The sequence below is a fragment of the Micromonospora sp. WMMD734 genome (assembly GCF_049178975.1).
Taxonomy (GTDB): domain Bacteria; phylum Actinomycetota; class Actinomycetes; order Mycobacteriales; family Micromonosporaceae; genus Micromonospora; species Micromonospora wenchangensis.
Genome location: NZ_JBMHMK010000001.1, coordinates 2,881,667 through 2,902,103 on the forward strand (window position 1 = coordinate 2,881,667; position 20,437 = coordinate 2,902,103).

The window sequence follows — 20,437 nt, forward strand, 5'->3', positions numbered from 1 at the left end:
CCACCCCCGGAAAGCGGACAACGTCGAACCACGGAAACGGTCGAGTCGGTTGTCCACTGTTGTTTGTCCATACCGCACTCCCGAAGCCGGACAACCCACCGCCCGCTAGACACAGATCCGTAAGCCGCGTCACCGCGTCCAAAGGGGATCTGATGTCGTTGCCCGTCACGAGCGCCACCCCACCACCGGGCGAGCCACCCGGGCCGTCGTCCTCGGCGTCGTCGTCGACCAAGCCTTCGTCGCCCGGGTCCGGGCTACCCGAGGCCACGCCCGCGCCACCGTCCCGGGCGGCGATCACCGCCACCGCGGGTGCCGCGATCGTGGCGGCCGTCGCGCTGTCGTGGGACCGGCCGGGCGTCGGGTGGCTGTTGACCGCTCTCGCCGTGGCCGCCGCGACGGTGGTCTCGGCCGGCCGCGGTTCTGCGTGGTCCGGTCGTACGGCGGTCCGGGCCGGCGAGGCCGTGGCCGTGGTGGCGCTGATCGCCGTGGGTACGGTGCGCGCGGCGGGGTGGCTGTTCGTGCTGTGCGTGCTTGCCGCCGGGGTGGTCGGCTGCGTGGCCCTGACCGATCGCTGGTCGGTCGGCGGTCTGGTGGCCGCCCCGCTGCGGGTGGTCGGTTCGGTGCCGGCCGCGCTGCGGTGGCTGCTCAGGGACGCGGTCAGGATCCACGTTCAGGATCGGGGCGCGGTCCGGCGGACCACCGTCGCCGGGCTGGTGGCGGTGGCGTTGATGGCCGTGTTCGGGTTCCTGCTGGCCGAGGCGGACGCGGCGTTCGCCGAGGTGTTGTCCGTGCTGATCCCGTCGGTCGACGGCGGCACCCTGGTGCGGTGGCTGGGGTCGGCGGTGGCCGCCGTCGTGGTGACGGCGGTCGCGGCTCACGGTCTGCTGACCGGCACGACCGGGCCCGAACCGGAGTCGCGGCCGGAGCTGGTCCGCCGGATCGAGTGGGCCGTTCCGGTCGGCGGACTGGTCGCACTGTTCGCGGGCTTCGTCGCGGTCCAGGCGACGGTCCTGTTCGGCGGCGGTGAGCACGTGGCGAAGACCGCCGGACTGACGTACGCCGAGTACGCCCGGGCCGGCTTCTGGCAGCTACTGGTGGTCACCGGGCTCACCGTGATCGTGGTGGGCGTGGCGGCCCGGATCGCGCCCCGGGCCACGGTGTCCGACCGGGTGCTGCTGCGCACGCTGCTGGGACTGCTGTCGGCCCTGACCCTGGTCATCGTCGCCTCGGCCCTCTCCCGGATGGCGGCCTACGAGCAGGCGTACGGGTTCACCAGGCAACGGTTGCTGGTGACCGTCGGCGAACTGTGGCTGGGAGCGCTCTTCCTGCTCATCCTGGTGGCCGGGATCCCGCTGCGGGGACGATGGGTGCCCCGGGCCGCCCTCGCCACGGCCGTCGGCGCGCTGATCGGCCTGGCCGTGCTCAATCCCGACGCGTTCATCGCCCGACAGAACGTGAACCGGGCCGCGAAGCACGGGATCGATGTGCACTACCTCAGCACCCTGTCCGCAGACGCCGTTGCGGCGCTGCAGAAGCTGCCGGAGCCGTACCGCTCCTGCGCGTTGGCCGCGATCGCCGACGAACTGAACGGCGGCTCGGCACCCTCGTCGGGGTCCGACCGGCGCGACGCGTGGCAGGAGTGGAACCTGGGCCGCGCCACCGCCCGGGACCACCTCGACGAGGAGGCTCTGCGTCCGTGTTCGGCGGCGTACGGGCGGTACGACTTGCCTGACGCTGACTGAGCTTCCGGCCTGACGACGGTCGGCGGGCAGGCCGCGGGCCTCGGCCTGTGGTTCCCGGGTGATGGCGGACTGGACCGGGGCCGGCGCATCTCGCCGTGAGCTCGGCGGACGCGCCGGGCGGGCCGCCTGCCGCGCTGCTGCGGGTCATCAGCGCGATCCCGGGGCTGTCGCGGGCGCTGCGGGTGGTGATGCGCCGCGCCTACCGCTCCGGGCTGCGTAAGGAGGGCCACGCCGACATCCCGGACGGGCGACGGCCCGACGGACCGCCACCCGCGTCCTGACCGGCAGGGTCGGCCGCGCGACCGGGCGACCGGGCGACCGGGCGACGCACGGATCACGGGGCACGGACGGCAGGGGCGCAACCGGCTGGCGTACCGGCGTTGTGCGGGCCCCGCTGCGGGGCTGGCATCATCACCGGTCAGCGGTCCCGGGTGGCCGGTCCCGCTGAACAACAACTACCGGAAGGAGACGGCGTGTCCCACTGGGACGACCTGCTCGGTCAGGCGTTCGGCCTGCTGCTCGGCCGGCCGCTGGCGGAGTTCGACGCGGCGGGCACGTACGCGGTGTTCCACTACGACGACGAGACCGCTGGCGAGGCGCTCGAAGAGTTCGATCCCGCAGATCTCGTGGCCGACGTCGACGGCAGGTCGGGCGACCTCGGCGGTGACGAGCTCTATCCGGACCGGTGGGTGCCCGACCTGGCCGGGTCGGCGTTCGTCGCCACCGACGTACGGCCCGCCGCGCTCCAGCCGCTGATCACCGCCGGGCCCGACGACGACCGGGCCGTGGTGTGGGGCAGGGAGATCGGCCGGGCGCTGCGGGACGGCTCGCTGGGTCTCGACGAGCTCAGCCCCGACGGCTACCGGCAGTACCCCCATCTGCTCCTGCGGCCGCGGACGGACGGCTCGTTGCTGGACGCGATGCGCGCGGCGACCTGGACGATGAGCGCTCCGGACGGCCTGTGCGACATCGGCGACAGCCTCGTGCGAGACGGGTACGTCGAGGCCGGGGTGAGCGTGGTCGACCCCCGCTGGGAGTCGACCCTGGACCAGATCGGCGACGAGGCGCTGCGGCGGCACCTGCGTGGGCTGTGCCTCGACGCCCGCTGGGCACGGATGGCCGGCGCGTACTATCTCGGCCCCGGTGAGTGCCCGTCCGACCTGCGGCCGATCGCCGACCTGCCGGGCAGCAGGGTGATCGCCGGTTGGGAGTTCGGTGAGGGCCAGGGCGCCACGGCCGTCGTGCTCCTTGGGCCTCCCGTCGGGTAGGGGTGCCCGGTACGACGTGGACGGAACTCCCTCCCTCGGACAGCGGGCCTCGACGTCGGCCGAGCGTGGAGGCCGGGCGGAGCACGGCCAGCGCCACGGTCGAGGAACCCGATGAGGACGGCCTGCCCGCACCCGACGCCCGTGGTCTCCCACCCCGTCGCGTCGGGACAGACCGGCGGCGTCACCCGGGGCGGCGGCGTCGGTGGCGCTAGACTCGCCGGCCATGGGACTGCTCACCTTCAGCCTGAACATCACCCTGGACGGCTGTGTCGACCACCAGGAGGGGGTCGTCGACGACGAGACGCACGCCTTCTTCACCCGGCTCATGGACGACAGCGGGGCGATGCTGTGGGGTCGGGTCACCTACGAGATGATGGAGAGTGCCTGGCCGGTCATCGCCCGGGGTGACCAGGAGGCACCGCCGGCCATGCGGGAATGGGCAGCCAAGCTGGAGGCCAAACCCAAGTACGTGGTGTCGACGACGCGCACGGAATTCCCGTGGACCAACAGCCACCACATCGCCGGCGACCTGCGCGAGGGCGTGCAGAAGCTCAAGGACGCGACCCCGGCCGGGGTCCTGCTCGGCAGCGGCACCCTCGCGACCGAACTGGACCGGCTGGACCTGATCGACGAGTACCGGATGCTCGTCCATCCCCGGATCGCCGGCCACGGCCCGACCCTCTACCAGGGCGGACTGCCCGCCACGCGCCGGCTCGAACTGCTCTCGGCGGCGCCGCTCCGTTGTGGTGCGGTGGCCGTGCACTACCGCCGCGCACGCTGATCACCGGAGTCCACAGCTGGCCCCCACGGCCCCCGCGCTGACCTCACCGGCCCGATCGGCGGATGGGCCGCAGCCGAGACGGCGGCGCTGGGTAGCCCGCGGGTGGTCTGGGGCGCGTCCGACGGCATCGCGCCGGCCGCCTACGGCCGCGCCTACGCTGACGCCATCCCGGGCGCCCGGTTCACGCTGCTGCCGGATGCCGGTCATCTGCCGCAACTGGAGACCCCGGAACGACTTCTCACCGCCGTGCTGGTCCGGTAGCCGCACTGCGGGGTCGTGAACGGTGCCGCCGCGGCGCGGCACCGACACCATGACGCCGGAGCGGACCACCCGCGCCGGCCGGGCGGATCAGCTGTGGCAACCACGGGGTGCGTGGTTGCACAGGGCGACCACGTCACCGGAAGGTGCCGACGCCAGCGCCGCCTGGGCACCGGCGACGACGAACGCCAGCGCGGCAGCCGCGATGACCGTACGAACCAGTGTGGACATATTCGCCCCTCGACAGACCGGAGATTCAATGTGATCGATAATATCGTTGTCGGTGGAGGACCGACCAACGTCGGATTCCCTGGCGGACGTAGATCGAGCATGCCGGGCTAATGCCGCCAATTCGGGACGGCGTTTTCGTTCACCCAGAATTCCCGCGGGACCCGGCCAGCATGCGCGACGGTGTGTGGACGGGGCGGTGGACACGATGGTCACCCGCCCCGGCCGGCCGGGATTCCGATTGAGGCGCATTGTTGGCGTACCGGTTCAATGCGGCCACAATGCAGACAGCACAGTGCCGTCGCCGCCCGCGCCGTTCGGGCGCGGCACGCTGCCGGGTGCCGTCCGTGGTCACCCTGTTTCAGAGCTTGACCAGGGCCAGCGTCCACTGGCCGTGAGCGTCTTCCCAGAGAGTGACGATCTCGCCGACCGGGACCGAGTTGTACTCGTGCCGCTCGTCCTCCTCGTAGTAGTCGCCGTCCTCCTCGGCCGCCGCGACGATGCGCAGGGCGTCCTCGCGGGTGCCGTCAGTGGCTGCGCGGATGCGGGAGACCCGCCACGTGACACCGCTGAGGTCGCGGCCGACGAGTTCACTACCGGGCACGAGGTTCTCGTCGTCGTCATCGATCGCGAAGAGGGTGCCGGGACCGTCGACCGGTAGCGTGTCGGTGTCGCCGATCATCAGGCCGTCGTCGACGATCTGCCGTTCGCCGCTGAGCACCGCCGGGTCGAGCCAGGCCGGCCGCCGGTCGAGTCCGACCTCGCTGATGAAGTTTCCCCAGGCGTAGAGCGCATACATGCGCGCATGCTACCGAGCGGCAGGATCCTCGCTTCCTCAGGACAATCGCCCCGGTGAGCCTCGATCCTCCCGGTAGGCAGTTCGACAGGTGAACCAGACGCCGACGGCGAGAATCACCAGCACGCAGCTGGCGATGACCGGGCCGCGTACGCCGAGCGCTTCGATGGTGAGACCGCCGGCGAGGGGTCCGGTGACCGCACCGACGTTCAACGCGACGGTCGCGAAGGAACCACCCATCGTGGGCGCGTCGCGTGTGGTGGCGACGATCCGGGCGATGAGCGTGCTACCCAACGCGAACGACAACGCACCCTGGGTCAGGGCGAGAAGCCACAATGCCGCAGGGCTGGCGACGGTGAACGCCAGCAGCGCCCAGCCCGCCATGAGCAGCGGCCCGGTGACGGTGATCAGCGGTCGCCAGTGCCGGTCGCCGAACCGCCCGGCCACGGTGACACCGAGGAACGCCCCGATCCCGAAGACAGCGAGCAGCAGCGGTACGGTGCGGTCGGTGAACCCGGCCGGCCCGGTGGCGATCGCCGCCAGGTAGGTGAAGGTGCCGAACGTCGCGGCGTTGACCAGCACGGCCAGCACGATGTTCAGCTGCGCCGGACGCCGACGCAGACTCGCCAACTCGCGGCCGATGGCGCTCCCGGCCCCCGTTCCGGCGCTCTGCCGGGGGTGGGTCGGCGTGGCCGCCAGAACCGCGACGAGCGCGGGCAGGCAGAGCAGCGCGATCGCCCACAACGTGGCACGCCAGCCCAGCACCTCGCCGACGAAGGCGCCGGCGGGCACTCCGGCGATCAGCGCGAGGGTGGTGCCGCCGAGGATGACTGCCAGCGCGCGGGTGTGCCGCTCGGCCGGCACGATGCGCGTCACGGTCGAGAGGGCGACGGCGAGGAACCCGGCGTTCGCCAGCGCTGCGCCGATCCGCGAGGCCACCAGGATGGCGAAGCTGTCGGTGATCGCGCCGATGACGTGCGCGGCGATGAACAGGGCCAGAAACCCGGTCAGGGTCCAGCGGGGTGGGAGCCGGCGGGCAGTGGCGGCCGTCGCCGGTGCGCCGACGACCATTCCCAGGGCGAAGCCGGAGGTGAGGAACCCGGCTCGGCCGAGCGAGACCTCCAGGTCGGTGGCGATGCCGGGAAGGAGGCCGGCGAGGACGAACTCCGAGGTTCCCTGGGCGAAGACCGCGACCGCGAGCAGGTAGAGGAGGACGGGCATGAGGGTGCCTTCCGAAGCGGGAACGTGATGGGTGGCAGGCGTCTGGCGCTGCCGGTGCTTCGGATGCGCAGGAACTCGAACGACGTCGCCGCCGACCGGATCGGCACGGATCGTCAGAGCAGGGACTGGGGCATCGGGGCTACCGGGAGGCCGGCAGCCCTGACCGGTCCGCTTGGGGGGAACTCACCTCGCGAGGCTACCAAACGGGCCCGTCGTCGCTGGTGGGCGCGCGCAACGACGACGCGCGCAGGTCATCTGGGCCGTCCGTACCGCCGCTCGCCGTGAACACGCAGTTCAACAGGCTCGTCACCGCGCGAGCGGTGCGTGGTCCAGCGGCGAGGCCGGCACCCCGGGATCGCTGATCTCCGGGGTGCCGGCCTCGCCGCTGACCGTCGGCGTCGCCGTAACCGCACCGGCTCCACCGCAGGCCCCCGGGCAGAGCGAACGCGTCACCTCGGACGCGTCCCTGCTTCCTCAGCGAGGTCCGGGGCCGTCCGATGGATCCGGTTCTCCACTCGCTGTCTGCCGGGTCGTGCGAGGCGGTGGGTCAGTACTGGGCCACCCGTACGTACTGCCGCGCCTGGGCGATCGTCGAGATGACGTGGGTGGAGTTGCCGCCGAGCCGTACGGTGTAGGTGTTGGTCGCGCCGTAGCTCCATCCCAGAATGGCACTGGAAATCGCACTCCACTGGTTCTCCAGCTCAGCATGCCGAAGGGTGATGGGAGCATTGTTGTAGCTACGCATCCCCTGACGGAAGATGCCCTCGATGTCGTTGAAGCGGGCACCCTCCGAGACGAACCCGATCAGGGTCTGCAACGACCTGGCCGCCTCCTGCTGCCGGCCACCGGGGTTGGCGGTGGGGTTCTCCATGCGGGCCAGCGACCCGATCGAGCCGGCGACGTCCTGGAAATTGGCGAGCATCGCCGTCCGGCTGCGGTTGGCAGCTCCCTCGATGCTGCCGTAGTTGCTGGTGAAGTAGAGCGTCTGCACGTTGGTGTCGACTCCGTACCAGCTACTGTTGGTCGTCCGGCTGAACCTGTCCCGCAGGGTTCCCGCCTGGTCGGAAAACGCGTAGGTGGCGCCCCGCTGGGTGGAGAAGCCCAGGACGTAGAGGTTCTGCGGGTCGATCCACAGATCGACGTCCTGCGCTGCGTACTCGAGCGTGACCCGTAACAGGGCCCGGTTCGTCTGGGTCACCAGTCCGCCCCGACTGTCGGCCCAGTCCGACACGGCGTTCCGCACCGCCGCGAGGAAACTGGAGTACCTGATCATCTGGTTGTCGCCGGGGCCGTATTCCATGATGAGGTAGACCTGCCGCAGCTGGTCCGTCGGAATGGTGGCCGACGCCGGACCGCTGCTGACCGCAGTTCCGCCGGCGGCCATGACCAGTGCTACGGCAGAGCCGACGACCGCGCGCACGAGACGGTGCATTGTCCTCATTGTTTCGCTCTTTCCTCTTCGACGATTCGCCGCCCGGCGGTGTGCGGGGCGCGGAATACCGCCGATCATCGGCGGCTCCCCCGAAAAGCTACCTAGGACGTGTTTATTCCTACTGATCTGCTTGTGTAACGGCATCGACGATGCCGGCCCGTCCCGCACGGGCGGCACCTGTCGGTCCCGGTGCGCCCGGTGATCGTCCGATGGCCGCTGTCGTGGGTGGCGGTCCGCTACCGGGGCAGACCCTGGTAGTCGGCCGGTCCGGCGATCTGCCCACCGTCGCCGGCCACTTCGCTGCCCGTGACGAACGTCGAGTCGTCGCTGGCGAAGAACAGGACGATTCTCGCGATGTCATCCGGCTCCCCGACCCGGCCGAGCGCGACGTTGGCCGTGTCGAAGACGACGCCGTCGGTCATCGGCGTGCGGATCTGACCGGGGTGGACGGCGTTCACCCGGATCCCGTGGACGCCCAACTCCAGCGCGGCGGTCCGGGTCAGGCCGCGTACGCCCCACTTGGAAACCACGTAACCGGACATTCTCGGCACACCCTGTAGGGCGCCGACGGAGCCGATGTTGACGATCGATCCGCCGCCGGCGCGCTTCATCGCCGGGACCACAGCCTGGATGCCGTTGAAGACGCCGATCAGGTTCACGTCCAGCGTGCGCTGCAACCGCGCGGCGTCCCACTGCTCCAGCGGAGCCGGATCGGCGATGCCCGCGTTGTTGACCAGGATGTCCAGCGAACCGAAGCGCGCCTCCGTCCGTACGACCAGGGCGGCCCACTGGTCCGCCGACCGGACGTCGAGGTCCTCGGCGACGGCCCGCTGCCCGAGTTCGACGGCGAGAGCCTGCGCCGCCGCGAGGTTCACATCGGCGACGACCACGTTCGCGCCCTCGGTCACGAACCGCCGCCCGGTGGCGGCACCCATGCCCATCGCGCCGCCCGTGACCACCGCCGTCTTTCCTGCCAACCGTGCCATGGTGGCTCCTCTCTGCCGTACCGTGACGGCCTTTTCTGTGGTTCCCGGCTGCTCGACGCTGGTCGGGCGCCGGCGGCGGCCGACCGGTCAGGCGGCACGCCCGGACTTCAGGGCCCGCGCGATCCGGACGACCCGTTCGGCCTGGTGGCGGGCGGAGTTGCGGGTGTCGTCGTCGATCGAGCCGAGGTCGGGGCCGAACGCGGCGTGGTGCGACGTGCCGTAGGGGTTGCCGTCGACGAACTTGACCGCGTCGGTGTATCCGGGCGGCACGATGATCCCGCCGAAGTGGTGGATGCTGTTGTACATGGCGAGCAGGGTCGACTCGTGCCCGCCGTGCCGGGTGCCGGTCGAGGTGAAGCCGCTGTAGACCTTGTCCGCCAGCCCACCGGCCTGCCACACCGGCGACAGGGTGTCGAAGAACTGCTTCAACTGGGCCGCGATGTTGCCGAAGCGGGTGGGTGAGCCGAAGATGACCGCGTCGGCCCAGGTGAGGTCGTCGGGGGTCGGGGTGGGCACGTCGGCAGTGGCCGCGTGGTGGGCGGCCCAGACGGGATTCGCCTCGATCGCGGCCTGCGGCGCGAGCTCGGCGACCTTGCGGACCCGCACCTGCGCCCCGGCGGCCTGCGCCGCGTCCGCCATCGTGTTGGCGATCTCGGTGCCGGTGCCGGTCGACGAGTAGTAGATCAGGGCGAGTGTGACGACGTCGGACATGGCTGTGGTCTTCTCCTCGGTTGCGGAACCTTGGTGGCCCCGGCGGGGTACGGGCGGCTTACCTCGACCGACCGTAGCCATTTTTAGGTGACACGTCATCATCATGTGTTTGGTGACACATCACCATCACGGCGCTATAGTGGGTTCCGTCAGGGATAGATCCGGGACAAAACGCCATCTGAGCCGCAGCATGTCCGCAGGTATCACCGCCCAGGTGCGGTGACTTGTCACCTAATTGACCTGCGGTTGATCAGTCCTCGAAGGCGTCGCTCGCGAGGTTGTCCAGCACGGTTTCGGAGACCACGGCGAGGGTGTCGAGCTGCCGGGGGCTGAGCAGGTCGAGAAAGATCTGACGCACGTACCGCAGATGCAGGGGCGTCGCCTTGTCGATCACCGCACGCCCCTCATCGGTCAAGGCGATGCGCGTGCCACGTCGATCCTCGACGCAGGTCTGACGTTCCAGCAGCCCCCGTCGAATCATGCGCGACGTCTGGTGGATCACCCGGGTCTTCTCCCACCGGAGCGCCTCCCGCAGCTCGAAGACCCGCATCGGACCGGCCGGGGACATGCGCAGGACGCTCAGCACGGCGAATTCCGCCACCGAGATATCCGCGTCACGGAGCAACTGGCGGTTCAGGTGACGCCGGACGTCCTCCTGCATCATCAGGAACCCGAACCACGCACGGCGCTCGCGGTCACTCAACCGCCCAGACTCACTCACCCGTCCACGCTACCGCCGAAGGACGCACCCGACCGGTTGGCCGACCGTCCTGCGCGGTGACGGCGGTGCCGCTGCCTGCTGCCACCGACGCCGTCGGGACCGGTATTCGGGCGTCGGGGGCCTACCGGACGCTGTTCGGGGAAGGTCCAGCCGAAACGAACGGCGGACAGCCGTACGGACATCGTCACGACGACGCAGGCGAGCCCCGCGATCAGGATCGGCGTGCCGGATGCGGTCAGCAGGACGAGCGTCCCGGTGCCGGCCCCGGCGGCCACGGCGTAGAGGGTGCCGACCTGCAGGATGGAGATCGGCAGTCCCAGGATCACGTCGCGCAGGATCCCGCCGCCGATGGCGCCGATGACCCCCACGACCAGCGCCCCGGCTCCGCCGACACCGACCGACAACGCCTTCGAGGCCGCGATCGCGCCGAACACGCCCATCACCACCGCGTCCAACCCGGTGATCAGCCAAGCCACCCGGACGATCACCGGTTGCAGCAGCATGCCCAGGACCGCCGAGGCGCCGGCCACCGGCAGGTACCAGTTTCTCCAGACCACGACGGGCGGCTGATTGAGCACCATGTCGCGAAGCAGGCTCCCCCCGAGCGACACGGCGAGTCCGATGACGACGACGCCCAACACGTCGATGCGACGCCGCCGCTCTCCCGCCGCGAACAGCGCGCCCTGAAGACCGCCCAGCCCTGCGGCGAGCAGTTCGATCCAGAGCGCCACCTGGAATAGGGTGGACATGTGGTCATCCTCCGCAGGGCTCGGGGCCGGCTCACCGGGGTGAGCCGGCCCCGGATCAGTGGTGCTCGGGGGTCAACGAACGCCGGCGGCGGCGCTGCGCGCGGCGCTGACGATCACGTCGGAAACGACACCGGGCTGGGTCGCGAACAATGCGTGACTGGCCGACACGTTGGTGACCTCCGCGTTGATCCGCTTGGCCATGTGCTGCAGCATCGCCTGGTCGAACGCCTTGTCCTCGGTGGCGATGACGGCCCAGCTCGGCTTGTCACGCCAGGCGGCGTTCGTCACCACCGCCGAGAACACCGCCATGTTGACGGGCACCTGCGAGTCGCGCAGGAACGCGGCGTCGGCGTCGCTGGCGTCCGCCGCGAACCCGGCCCTGAACGTGTCGGGATTGAGGTAGCCGTATCCCTGCACGACGTCGATCACGAATTCCGGAGTCGGGGCGAAACCCTCGTACTGCTGGGCGGAGGTCTCGCCGGCGTCGGGCACCAGTGCCGACACGTAGACCAGCCCGGCGACGTTCGGGTGCACTCCCGCCTCGGTGATGACCGTGCCGCCCCAGGAGTGACCGACGAGAATCGTCGGACCGTCCTGTCGGTCGAGCACCCGCACGGTCGCCGCGACATCGTCCTCCAGCGAGGTGAGCGGGTTCTGGACGATGGTGACCCGGAATCCCCGGGATGTCAGGTTGTCGTACACGCCGCGCCAGCCCGAACCATCGGCGAACGCGCCGTGCACGAGTACGACGTTGCGGATCTCTCGATCGGTGGTGCTCATGGCATTCTTCCCTTCGTTGCCGCGCCGGTCGTTCCCGGGCGGAGTCTCGGTGCCCCGACGGCCACCGTCGGTGCTGTGCGCGGTGCATGCAGGCCCGGGTGCGCCGCCTTCCTGGCCTCGTCGTCCTCGTTCAGGTGGACCAACTCCCGCTTCCCGTGGCCACGGATCCAGCCGTGTCCCGCCGCAGCACCTGCTGGTAGGCCTCGCGGAACTCCCCGCCCGGATCCACCCCCAGTTCGTCGGCGAGCCGGTGCCGGACGGTGTGGAACAGCGCGATCGCCTCGGCCTGCTGGCCACCGGCGGACAACGCGAGCAGCAGTTGGGATTGCAGTGCCTCGTCCCACGGGCGGTGCTCCGCCACGCGCCGCAGCACGGGCAGGACGGATCGGGCCCGGTCCAGGCGCAACGCCAATCTGGTGGCCTCGCGGGCCAGGTCGGCGCACTCGTGGTCCACGGCGTCGAACGCCAGGTGGTCGTTCGCACCGAGCTGCGCGGCCCCACCACACGGGCCACGCCACAGCCCGAGGGCCTCCTCGTAGGCCGACGCGGCCTCCACGAACCGGCCGGCGCCCTCGGCCGACCGGGCCCGTCCGGCCAGCGCGCGTAGTCTCAACAGGTCCAGGTCGTCGGGGTCGACCTGCATCCGGTACCCGCCGGCGTCGCCCCGCAGCCACCGTCCGGCGGATCTCGCCGCAAGGCCGGGCTCGAACAGACGTCGTAGCGCACCCACGTACCGGTGCACGACGTTCACGGCGCTCTGCGGTGGCTGCCGGCCCCACATGACCTCGAGGATCTCGCCGACCCCGACGGGCTGTCCGGCGTTGACCAGCAGCAGACCGAGGATCAGCCGTTGCTGGCGGGGCCCGAGATCCACCGGTACGCCCCAACGCCAGACCCGTACGGGCCCGAGCACACCGAACCACAGCGGCGTCTCGTCGTCATGGTTGACGGACACGATCCCCACCCTCCTGCGTCCACCGGGAACTGTCGTGAGTCTGTTGATGCCGCCCCGGCCTGAACGGCGGCCGGGGAAGCCGGCATGCCGGGGCGGCTGACGGGGCCGGTCAGCGGGTGGTGGCGCGGGCGGCCTCGTCGATGAGATCTGCCACCGCCTCCGGCTCGGAGACCGTCACGGCGTGCGAGGCGTCGATCTCGACGGTGCGGGACTTGGCCCGCCCGGCCATGAACCGCATCGACTCGGCCGGGATCGCCAGGTCCTGCCGGGTCACCAGGAACCACGAGCGGATCGACCTCCACGCCGTCCTCGTGGCCGGCTCGTCGAGCGCCGCGCTCGTGATCGGCCGCTGGGTGGCCGCCATCAGATCGGTCACCTGCCGCGGCACGTCAGCGGCGAACACCCGACGGAACTGGTCCTGCTCGATGTAGAGGTCAGTGCCCGCCCCGGCGCCCGCAATGGTCACCGGCACGCTCACCAGCGCCGGACCCAGCTGCCCGCCCGGGTACTTCGCGGCCAGCCCCGAGGTGCTCTCCCCACGGTCCGGGGCGAAGCTGGCGATGTAGACCAGCGCCCTGACATCCCGGTCCCCGTCGGCGGCCTCGCTGATCACCGAACCGCCGTAGGAGTGACCGGCCAGCACGACCGGCCCCTGGACGCTGTCCAGCACGCTGCGCAGGTACTCGGCGTCTGAGTGCAGCCCCCGCAACGGGTTCGCCGCGGCGACCACCGGATAGCCGTCCCGCTTGAGGTCCCTGACCACGGCGTTCCAGCTCGACGAGTCGGCGAACGCGCCGTGCACCAGCACCACCGTGGGCTTGACCCACGGACGGTGTCCCGGCACCGCGTGCGCGGATCCGGCGACGAGCGCGGCGGTCAGGAAACCCGCGACGGCGGCTGCCCCGCCGAGCAGCGGCCTCGACATCCGGGGGAAGGGGAGGTTCATGGGATCGTCCTTTCGATTTCGCAACGGGACCGACCGCACCGGGTCGTCCGTCGGGGGGCAGGTCGGGTGGCGACGGGCGTCGTCGCTTCGCAGGCTGGCGCGGCGTCAGACCGCGGCCGCGGCGCGGAGGATGACGTCGGCAACCGCCTGCGGCTGCGACGCCGGCAGGGCGTGGGACGCGCCGGCCACCTCGACCGACTCGCGCGCGTTGGCACGCCCGGCCATGAAGCGGAACGTTCCCCGCGGGATGGTCAGGTCCTGCTCCGGAAAGACGAACCAGGACGGGACCGTCTTCCAGGCCGGCTCGCCGGACGCCTCGGCGAGGGCTCTGCTGTTCAACGGCCGCTGGGTCGCCACGGCGAGATCGGCCTGGTCGAAGGGCAGGTCCGCGGCGAAGAACTCGTGGTAGCAGTCCGGCCGGACGTAGAGGTCGGCGGTGCCGTCGGCCAGCGGCACCTCGTAGAGGTGGGGACTGAGGGTGGCACCGGGGAACCGGCCGGTCAGGTCCGGCACGGTCTCACCCCGGTCCGGAGCCAGGGCGGCGACGTAGACGAGGGCCTTGACGTTGTCGTTGCCGACGGCGGCACCGGAGACGACGGCACCGCCGTACGAGTGACCGACCAGCACGATCGGACCCGCTATCGTGCCGAGCAGGCTGGACACGGCGGCGGCGTCCGCGGTCGGACCGCGCAGCGGGTTTCCGGCCGCGACGGTGCGGTGACCGGCGGCCTGAAGCCGGCGGATGACGCCGTTCCAGATGGCGGACTCCGCGAAGGCCCCATGGACCAGGACGACTGTGGGTTTCATGTGCGCGCTGCTTTCGATGTTCGAGGCGATCTGACGGCGGGCCGCCGGTGAACCCAGAGTCGTCTCCCGCACGGCGCACCGAATCAGTCATTCGCCTGCGGTCAGGCGCGGTCGGTCGCGCCGCTCGGAATAGAAGCTGGCCCTGAATATCCGAATCACCCTGGTTTCGGGGTCGGTACCGGCCATCGCCCCACGACTTCGGAGCACGGGGCGGTCGAGGCCGGCGGACGTCCCGGTTAGGTCATTCGACGGATGGGCCGGCAGCCGCCCGCCCCGCTACGCCCGCGCGTCGTCGGTGCGGTGGCCCAGCTTCGCCAGGCGACGCCGGATCCCGGCCTCCTGGTCCGGGTCCGCGTCGTCGGCCACGGCGAGAGCCGCCAGCCAGGCCGTCCGCGCGGCGGACCGGTCGCCCATCGCATAGGCGGTGTCCCCCAGGCCCAGCTTCGCCCGGACCATCCGCACGCGATGGTTGATGGCGGTGGCCAGCTCGTCGGCCGCGGTCCAGTCCGCCAGCGACTCGGCGTACCGTCGCTCGCGGAGATACAGGTTGGCCCGCCGGAGATGGCACTCGCTGCGCCGGCCGTCGTGGTCGAGCTGCTCGCTCATGGCGAGAGCACGCCCGATGGTCTCGAAACTCGACGTACGCTCGCCCAGTTCGTACTGGGTGTCGGCGAGCCGGCAGAGCACATCCAGTTGCGTCATCTGCTCCCCGAGCGACTCCGCGATGCGCAGCGCCCGGTGATGGCAGGCGACAGAGCGGTCGTAATCGCCGACCGCGAAGCTCACCTCGCCGATGTTGCGCAGCGTCAGCGCTTCCCGGGACGCGTTGCCCAGCTCGGTGAAGATCACGAGGGCACGTTCGAGCAGGTCCAGCGCAGACGTGCTGTCGCCGAGGTAGAAACGGGCACCGGCCAGACTGCGCAGCATCTCCGCCGCTCCGGCCGAGTCGCCGGCGTCGACAGCGGCGTCCAGGCACTCGCCTACGACGGTCGCCCACTCCTGCCACCAGCCGGCCCGCTGGTAGTACCCCTGCACCGTGAGCTCCAGCTGCCAGGCGTCGTACACCCGGCCGCTGTCGTTCGCCTGACGCATGACGGCCTTGAGCACCTCGCGTTCGGCGGCGAACCAGTCGGCAGCCGCCCTGTCGGTATCCGGGCTCTCGACGACCACCCCGTCGTGGATCGCGGGCGGATCCGCGTCGATCTCGGGGTTGATGTGACGATTGGCCGCGTAGGCCGCCTGCCGGTAGTACCCGAGCAACCGGTCCACGGCCGCGTCCCGCTCCGCGACGGTGTCGGTGTCGAGCAACAGCTCCCGCGCGTACGCGGCGATCAGGTCGTGGGAACCGTAGCGACCGGGCTGGCGTTCCGTGACCAGCCTGCTGCGCACCAGCTCGCCGAACACGCTGCGGGCGGTGCGCGCGGGCAGGCCGCCCAGGCTCGCCGCTGCCGGGAGCGTGACGTCCGGTCCCGGATGCAGTGCCAGCAGCCGGAAGAGGCGGGCCGCCGAAGCAGTGAGCCCACGGTAGGACCAGGAGAAGATGGCGCGCAGGTCGGTGTCCGGATCGTCGACGCCGAACCCGTCGAGGCTGCCCCGGGTGTCGTGCAGCTCACGGGCCACGGCCGGTAGCCCACAGCCGGGGCGGGCCAGGGTCCGGGCCGCCACCACGGCGAGGGCCAGCGGAAGGCCTCCACACAGGCTGACGATGTCGTCCAACGCCTGCCGGTCCGCCGGAGCACGTACGGGCCCGAGGCGTGCGACCAGCAGGTCACGTGCCTCGTCGTTCGGCAGAACGTCGAGCGTGAACACGTCAGCCCCATGTGTCGCGGCGAGACCGGCCAGGCGGTACCGGCTCGTGACCAGGACAAGGCTTCCCGGGGCACCGGGGAGCAGCGGCCGGACCTGTTCGGCGTCGCGGGCGTTGTCCAGCACGATGAGCACCCGGCGCTCCGCCAGGAGACTGCGGTAGAGCCCGGACCGGGCCAGGTCGTTCGCCGGGATGTCCGGGCCACGAACGCCGAGCGCGTGCAGAAACGCCTGCAGCACGTCTCCCGGCGCCAACGCGGCGTCCGGGTCCAGTCCCCTGAGGTCGGCGTAGAGCTGACCGTCGGGGAACTCGTCGGCCACCCGGTAGGCGAGGTGGGTCGCCAGGGTGGTCTTTCCGACACCGGGGATGCCCTCGATGACCACGATCCGCAGCGCACCGGCCGCGGCACGGCCGTGGATCAGCGCACCTGCCCGGCGCAGACTCGCCTGCCGGCCGGCGAAGTGGGGCAGGTCGGGCGGGAGCTGGGCCGCAACGACGAAAGGGCTGCCCGCCGTCGGGCCCTCGTCGCGTAGCGGATCCGCCGGGGGCCCGGTGCTGCCCGCAGCGCCGCGTCGCAGCACCTGCCGGTATGCCTCCTGCAGCTCACGGCCCGGATCGATCCCGAGGTCACCGGAGAGCCGGCCGCGGAGTTCCTGGTACCGGGCCACCGCCTCGGCCTGTTGCCCGGTCGCGGACAATGCCAGCAACAGTCTGGCCTGCACGGCCTCGTCCAGCGGACGCTGCGTGGCGACACGCCGCAGCATGGGCAGCACCACACGTGCCGTTGCGGTGCGCAGTGCCAGATCGGTGGCCTCGCCCACCAGGTCGGCGTACTCGTTGTCGACCGCCTCGAAATCGACGACCGGACGGCTGATCAGATCCGGTGCGCCGGCGCACGGCCCGCGCGACAGTTCCAGCGCCCGGACGTAGGCCGCCAACGCCTCGGCGGGGTCGTCGGTCGTGCGCGCCCGTCGTACCAGGTCGCGGAGCCGCAGCAGGTCCAGCCCGGACGCGTCGACCAGCATGCGGTAGCCGGCCGGGTCGCCCACCAGCCAACGACCGGACGCGCGGGGTCGCAGGCCGGGTTCGAACAGTCGCCGGAGGCTGCCCAGGTGCAGGTGCACGATGTTCACGGCGCTGCGGGGTGGCCGCTCGTCCCACAACAGCGTGACGAAATCCGTGATGCCGACCGGGCGGCCGGCCCGCGCCAGGAGCAGCGCCAGGATCAGCCGCTGCTGGCGCGGGCCCGGGTCGAGTTCCACTCCGTCACGCCACACCTGCACCGGGCCCAGCACGGCGAAGCGTACCGGCGGACCCTCGGCCGGTGTGCCGGGTGCCGTCAGCATGGCGAGCGGTCGACGATCACGGCTCCCAGCTTAGAGTCCGTCCGGCGGGGGCAGCTGAACCCGCGCGGTGCGAACGCGTAGTGCCAGTTGTGACGGCATCCCGCGAACTGTTGTTCGGACGCGACGTGGAACTGGCGCGTATCGGTCGTTTCCTGGAGTCCGTGCGGCACGACGGGAACGTGCGGATGGTCCGGGGCGAACCCGGTGTCGGCAAGTCGGCGCTGCTCGCCGCCGCGGCGGACATGGCCGAGGCCGCCGACTTTCGGGTGTTGCGCGGGTCCGGTTCCGAGTTCGAGGCGGACGTCAGTTACTCGTTGCTCAACCAACTGTTACTGCCGCTGTACGGCGAGATACAGCGGCTGCCGCCGGCGCTGCGCGACGCGCTCACCGTGGCGCTCGGCTTCGGCCCCGGCCCGGCACCCGCGGCACTGCTGGTCTGCAACGCCGCCCTGTCCCTGCTCACCACCGTGGCCAGGAAGGCGCCCGTGCTGCTGATCGTGGACGACGTACAGTGGGCCGACCGGTCCAGCGCGGTGGTGCTCGGCTTCATCGCCCGACGGGTTCCGAGATCACCCGTCGGGGTCATCGCCGCCCGGAGAACCGGCACCGAGAGCTTCCTCGACCACCGCGGCCTCACCGGGGTCACCGTCGAGCCCCTGAGCACCGAGGCGTCGGCCCGACTGGTGGATGTCCGCTTCCCCACCATGACGGCGCGCGCCCGGCAACGCCTGCTCGACCTCGCCCAGGGCAACCCCCTGGCCCTGGTCGAACTGCCGGCCACCCTGGCCGGTCCCACATATCCCGCGAACGTCTCGGACGTGGTGCCCCTCAGCGACCGGTTGCAGGCCAGCTTCGCCCACCGCATCGCCGGCCTGCCCGACGCCACCCGCCTGCTGCTGCTGCTCGCCACGTTCGAAGGCAGCGGCGACGTGCGCACCCTGCGCGGCATGACCGACCTCACCGCGCTGGCACCGGCCGAACGAGCCCAACTGGTACGGGTCGACGACACGACCGGTCGCCTCACCTTCCGGCACCCCCTCATCCAGTCGACGATCGTCGCGATGTCCACGCACGAGGAGCGCCGCCGGGCGCACCTGGGCATCGCCGAGGCCCTGCCGGGAGATCTGGAACGTCGGAGCTGGCATCTCGCCGCGGCCACCGCCGGGCCGGACGAGGCGGTCGCGGCGGAACTCGAACGCGCCTCCCACCGAGTCCTGCAACGGGGTGACGCCCTGGCCGCCATCGCTGCCCTGGTGCGCGCGGCGGACCTCAGCGGCACCCGGGAGGATGCCGCACGACGGCTCGCGGAGGCGGCGTACATCGGCGCGGAGGCCGGCGGCTCGGGGGACGCCACCACCCTGCTCGCCCGGTCCCGGGAGATGAGCGTCGACGCGGCCGGCACCCTGCACGCGGCCGGCGCTGCGGCCCTCTTGATGATCAATGGTGACGGTGACGTGCACACCGCCCACCGCCTTCTCGCCGGTGCGATCGAGACGGGCGCGCACGGCTGGCGCGCGGACGACCCCGCACTCGACGAGGCCATGCACACGCTGCTGTTGCTGTCCTGGTACGCCGGCAGTCCCGATCATTGGGCCACCTTCCACCGGCTCCTGGGCATGCTCCGGCCGGGCCCCGGCGACCTCCTGTCGGTGATGAGCAGGACCTTCCCCGATCCGGTACGCACCGGCGCAGCGGCGCTGACCGACCTCCAGGCGCTGATCACCACGTTGCCCGAGGAGGCGGACCTGACCCGGGTCATGCGGATCGGCACCGCCTCGATCTATCTCGACCGGCTGGGCGAGAACCGCGAGTACTCGTGGCGGCTCGTGCGACAGGGGCGGGAGGGAGGGGCGCCACGGCGGCAGTTGTCCGCGATGATGCATCTCTGCCTGGACGGCTTCCTCACCGGCCGGTGGGACGAGTCCGAAGCCCTGGCCGTCGAAGCGCAGCAGGTCTGCGGCGACAGCGGCCTCACCTTCCTGAGGTGGTACTTCCTCTACACCCGGGCGATCGTCGCGGCCGGCCGCGGCCGGTCCGACGAAGCGTACGAGTTGGCCGACGAGATCACCCACTGGGCGCTGCCGCGCGGGGTCGCCGGAGCCGCAGCCATCGCCCACCACCCGCGTGCGCTGGCCGCCGCCGCGACGGGCGATTTCGAGTCGGCCTTCCGGCACGCTGCCGCGTCCAGTCCCGCCGGCGTCCTCGCCGCGAACGTACCGAACTGCACGTGGGTGATGTTCGACCTGGTCGAAGCCGCGTTGCGCACCGGACGTGCGGCCGAGGCCCGGGCGCACGCCGACGCCATGCGGGAGGCGGACGTGGCCGCCCTGTCCTCCCGCATGAGGCTGCTTCAGCACGGCGTCGACGCGCTCGTGCTCGACAGCGACGACGCCGGTACACGGCTCGAACAGACCCTGGACGACCCAGCCTCCGAGCGCTGGCTGTTCGAGGCGTCGCGGATCCGGCTCGCCTTCGCCGAGAAGCTGCGCCGCCGACGGAACCTCTCGGCCGCCCGCACCCATCTGCTCGCCGCACGCAGCGGTTTCGCCGCGATGGGCGCCGACCCGTGGCTGGTCCGCGCCACCGCGGAGCTGCGGGCCACCGGCTACCAGCCCGTCGTCGCCGAGCAACCGGCTGCGGGCCTCACCGGCCAGGAGCTCGAAATCGCCGGCCTGGCCGCCAGCGGCCTGACCAACAAACAGATCGCCGAGCGACTCTACATTTCGCACCGCACGGTCGGCGCACACCTTTACCGAATTTTCCCGAAGCTGGGCGTCTCGGCACGGGCTGGGCTGCGTGACGCCCTTTCGGCCCAATCGGCAGAGCTTTCGAACGACTGATTGAGCGCTAATTAACTGGCAATAGAGTAGGAATTTACCGGCGGCCCCCTACGCTCTCGGCAC

At 71.2% G+C, this 20,437-nt stretch carries 18 protein-coding genes and 1 pseudogene; 6 read left to right on the plus strand and 13 right to left on the minus strand.

Annotated features, from left to right (window positions below; genetic code table 11):
* The first annotated feature begins 152 nt into the window (after nucleotides 1-152).
* The 5 genes and pseudogenes from ACN267_RS12315 to ACN267_RS12335 form a co-directional block, all read left to right on the plus strand.
* Nucleotides 153-1,742, plus strand: a complete 1,590-nt coding sequence (locus tag ACN267_RS12315; protein WP_421488692.1) for a DUF4153 domain-containing protein — start codon at nucleotides 153-155, stop codon at nucleotides 1,740-1,742.
* A 95-nt stretch (nucleotides 1,743-1,837) separates the two neighbouring features.
* Complete coding sequence (locus tag ACN267_RS12320) at nucleotides 1,838-2,023, plus strand: hypothetical protein (RefSeq protein WP_421488693.1); 186 nt, start codon at nucleotides 1,838-1,840, stop codon at nucleotides 2,021-2,023.
* A 192-nt stretch (nucleotides 2,024-2,215) separates the two neighbouring features.
* Nucleotides 2,216-3,010, plus strand: coding sequence for a hypothetical protein (locus ACN267_RS12325; protein WP_421488694.1), 795 nt, complete (start codon nucleotides 2,216-2,218; stop codon nucleotides 3,008-3,010).
* A 223-nt stretch (nucleotides 3,011-3,233) separates the two neighbouring features.
* Nucleotides 3,234-3,791, plus strand: coding sequence for a dihydrofolate reductase family protein (locus ACN267_RS12330; RefSeq protein ID WP_204960877.1), 558 nt, complete (start codon nucleotides 3,234-3,236; stop codon nucleotides 3,789-3,791).
* Between the two features lie 51 nt (nucleotides 3,792-3,842).
* Nucleotides 3,843-4,052 (plus strand): annotated as a pseudogene (locus ACN267_RS12335) (alpha/beta fold hydrolase); the annotation flags it as partial.
* Between the two features lie 87 nt (nucleotides 4,053-4,139).
* Here ACN267_RS12335 and ACN267_RS12340 read toward each other — a convergent pair.
* The 13 genes from ACN267_RS12340 to ACN267_RS12400 all read right to left on the minus strand — a co-directional run bounded on the left by ACN267_RS12340 (nucleotide 4,140) and on the right by ACN267_RS12400 (nucleotide 17,534).
* On the minus strand, nucleotides 4,140-4,280 hold the full coding sequence (locus ACN267_RS12340; RefSeq protein ID WP_421488695.1) for a hypothetical protein: 141 nt from the start codon (nucleotides 4,278-4,280) through the stop codon (nucleotides 4,140-4,142).
* 358 nt (nucleotides 4,281-4,638) lie between these two features.
* Complete coding sequence (locus tag ACN267_RS12345) at nucleotides 4,639-5,076, minus strand: hypothetical protein (protein ID WP_204960875.1); 438 nt, start codon at nucleotides 5,074-5,076, stop codon at nucleotides 4,639-4,641.
* 36 nt (nucleotides 5,077-5,112) lie between these two features.
* Nucleotides 5,113-6,294 (minus strand): Cmx/CmrA family chloramphenicol efflux MFS transporter, encoded by a 1,182-nt coding sequence (locus ACN267_RS12350; protein WP_204960874.1) that lies wholly within the window; start codon nucleotides 6,292-6,294, stop codon nucleotides 5,113-5,115.
* A gap of 547 nt (nucleotides 6,295-6,841) precedes the next feature.
* Nucleotides 6,842-7,726, minus strand: coding sequence for a ribosome-inactivating family protein (locus tag ACN267_RS12355; RefSeq protein ID WP_204960873.1), 885 nt, complete (start codon nucleotides 7,724-7,726; stop codon nucleotides 6,842-6,844).
* Nucleotides 7,727-7,962: 236 nt separating this feature from the next.
* Nucleotides 7,963-8,712, minus strand: coding sequence for an SDR family NAD(P)-dependent oxidoreductase (locus ACN267_RS12360; RefSeq protein WP_421488696.1), 750 nt, complete (start codon nucleotides 8,710-8,712; stop codon nucleotides 7,963-7,965).
* A gap of 87 nt (nucleotides 8,713-8,799) precedes the next feature.
* Nucleotides 8,800-9,423, minus strand: coding sequence for an NAD(P)H:quinone oxidoreductase (wrbA, locus tag ACN267_RS12365; protein ID WP_204960871.1), 624 nt, complete (start codon nucleotides 9,421-9,423; stop codon nucleotides 8,800-8,802).
* A gap of 250 nt (nucleotides 9,424-9,673) precedes the next feature.
* Nucleotides 9,674-10,144, minus strand: coding sequence for a MarR family winged helix-turn-helix transcriptional regulator (locus ACN267_RS12370; protein WP_421488697.1), 471 nt, complete (start codon nucleotides 10,142-10,144; stop codon nucleotides 9,674-9,676).
* Nucleotides 10,141-10,875 carry a trimeric intracellular cation channel family protein gene (locus tag ACN267_RS12375; RefSeq protein ID WP_421488698.1) on the minus strand — a complete coding sequence of 245 codons (735 nt, stop codon included), beginning with the start codon at nucleotides 10,873-10,875 and terminating at the stop codon, nucleotides 10,141-10,143. The genes ACN267_RS12370 and ACN267_RS12375 overlap by 4 nt, the downstream gene beginning before the upstream one ends.
* Nucleotides 10,876-10,965: 90 nt before the next feature.
* Nucleotides 10,966-11,673, minus strand: a complete 708-nt coding sequence (locus ACN267_RS12380) for an alpha/beta fold hydrolase (protein WP_204960868.1) — start codon at nucleotides 11,671-11,673, stop codon at nucleotides 10,966-10,968.
* Nucleotides 11,674-11,803: 130 nt separating this feature from the next.
* Nucleotides 11,804-12,628, minus strand: a complete 825-nt coding sequence (locus ACN267_RS12385) for an AfsR/SARP family transcriptional regulator (RefSeq protein ID WP_421488699.1) — start codon at nucleotides 12,626-12,628, stop codon at nucleotides 11,804-11,806.
* A 109-nt stretch (nucleotides 12,629-12,737) separates the two neighbouring features.
* Nucleotides 12,738-13,574 carry an alpha/beta fold hydrolase gene (locus tag ACN267_RS12390; RefSeq protein WP_281898582.1) on the minus strand — a complete coding sequence of 279 codons (837 nt, stop codon included), beginning with the start codon at nucleotides 13,572-13,574 and terminating at the stop codon, nucleotides 12,738-12,740.
* Nucleotides 13,575-13,679: 105 nt separating this feature from the next.
* A complete protein-coding gene (locus ACN267_RS12395; protein WP_204960866.1) occupies nucleotides 13,680-14,381 on the minus strand; it encodes an alpha/beta fold hydrolase in 702 nt (233 codons plus the stop codon).
* Between the two features lie 276 nt (nucleotides 14,382-14,657).
* On the minus strand, nucleotides 14,658-17,534 hold the full coding sequence (locus tag ACN267_RS12400; RefSeq protein WP_421488700.1) for an AfsR/SARP family transcriptional regulator: 2,877 nt from the start codon (nucleotides 17,532-17,534) through the stop codon (nucleotides 14,658-14,660).
* Between ACN267_RS12400 and ACN267_RS12405 the strand changes: the two genes are divergently transcribed.
* On the plus strand, nucleotides 17,522-20,374 hold the full coding sequence (locus ACN267_RS12405) for an AAA family ATPase (RefSeq protein ID WP_281898586.1): 2,853 nt from the start codon (nucleotides 17,522-17,524) through the stop codon (nucleotides 20,372-20,374). The genes ACN267_RS12400 and ACN267_RS12405 overlap by 13 nt on opposite strands.
* Nucleotides 20,375-20,437: the final 63 nt, after the last annotated feature.

What these genes read in the sequence shown, in the direction of transcription:
- ACN267_RS12315 (WP_421488692.1), top strand. Translation starts at nt 153, where the DNA reads ATGTCGTTGCCCGTCACGAGCGCCACCCCACCACCGGGCGAGCCACCC.
- ACN267_RS12330 (WP_204960877.1), top strand. Translation starts at nt 3,234, where the DNA reads ATGGGACTGCTCACCTTCAGCCTGAACATCACCCTGGACGGCTGTGTC.
- ACN267_RS12340 (WP_421488695.1), bottom strand. Translation starts at nt 4,280, where the DNA reads ATGTCCACACTGGTTCGTACGGTCATCGCGGCTGCCGCGCTGGCGTTC.
- ACN267_RS12345 (WP_204960875.1), bottom strand. Translation starts at nt 5,076, where the DNA reads ATGTATGCGCTCTACGCCTGGGGAAACTTCATCAGCGAGGTCGGACTC.
- ACN267_RS12350 (WP_204960874.1), bottom strand. Translation starts at nt 6,294, where the DNA reads ATGCCCGTCCTCCTCTACCTGCTCGCGGTCGCGGTCTTCGCCCAGGGA.
- ACN267_RS12355 (WP_204960873.1), bottom strand. Translation starts at nt 7,726, where the DNA reads ATGCACCGTCTCGTGCGCGCGGTCGTCGGCTCTGCCGTAGCACTGGTC.
- ACN267_RS12360 (WP_421488696.1), bottom strand. Translation starts at nt 8,712, where the DNA reads ATGGCACGGTTGGCAGGAAAGACGGCGGTGGTCACGGGCGGCGCGATG.
- wrbA (WP_204960871.1), bottom strand. Translation starts at nt 9,423, where the DNA reads ATGTCCGACGTCGTCACACTCGCCCTGATCTACTACTCGTCGACCGGC.
- ACN267_RS12380 (WP_204960868.1), bottom strand. Translation starts at nt 11,673, where the DNA reads ATGAGCACCACCGATCGAGAGATCCGCAACGTCGTACTCGTGCACGGC.
- ACN267_RS12390 (WP_281898582.1), bottom strand. Translation starts at nt 13,574, where the DNA reads ATGAACCTCCCCTTCCCCCGGATGTCGAGGCCGCTGCTCGGCGGGGCA.
- ACN267_RS12395 (WP_204960866.1), bottom strand. Translation starts at nt 14,381, where the DNA reads ATGAAACCCACAGTCGTCCTGGTCCATGGGGCCTTCGCGGAGTCCGCC.
- ACN267_RS12400 (WP_421488700.1), bottom strand. Translation starts at nt 17,534, where the DNA reads ATGCTGACGGCACCCGGCACACCGGCCGAGGGTCCGCCGGTACGCTTC.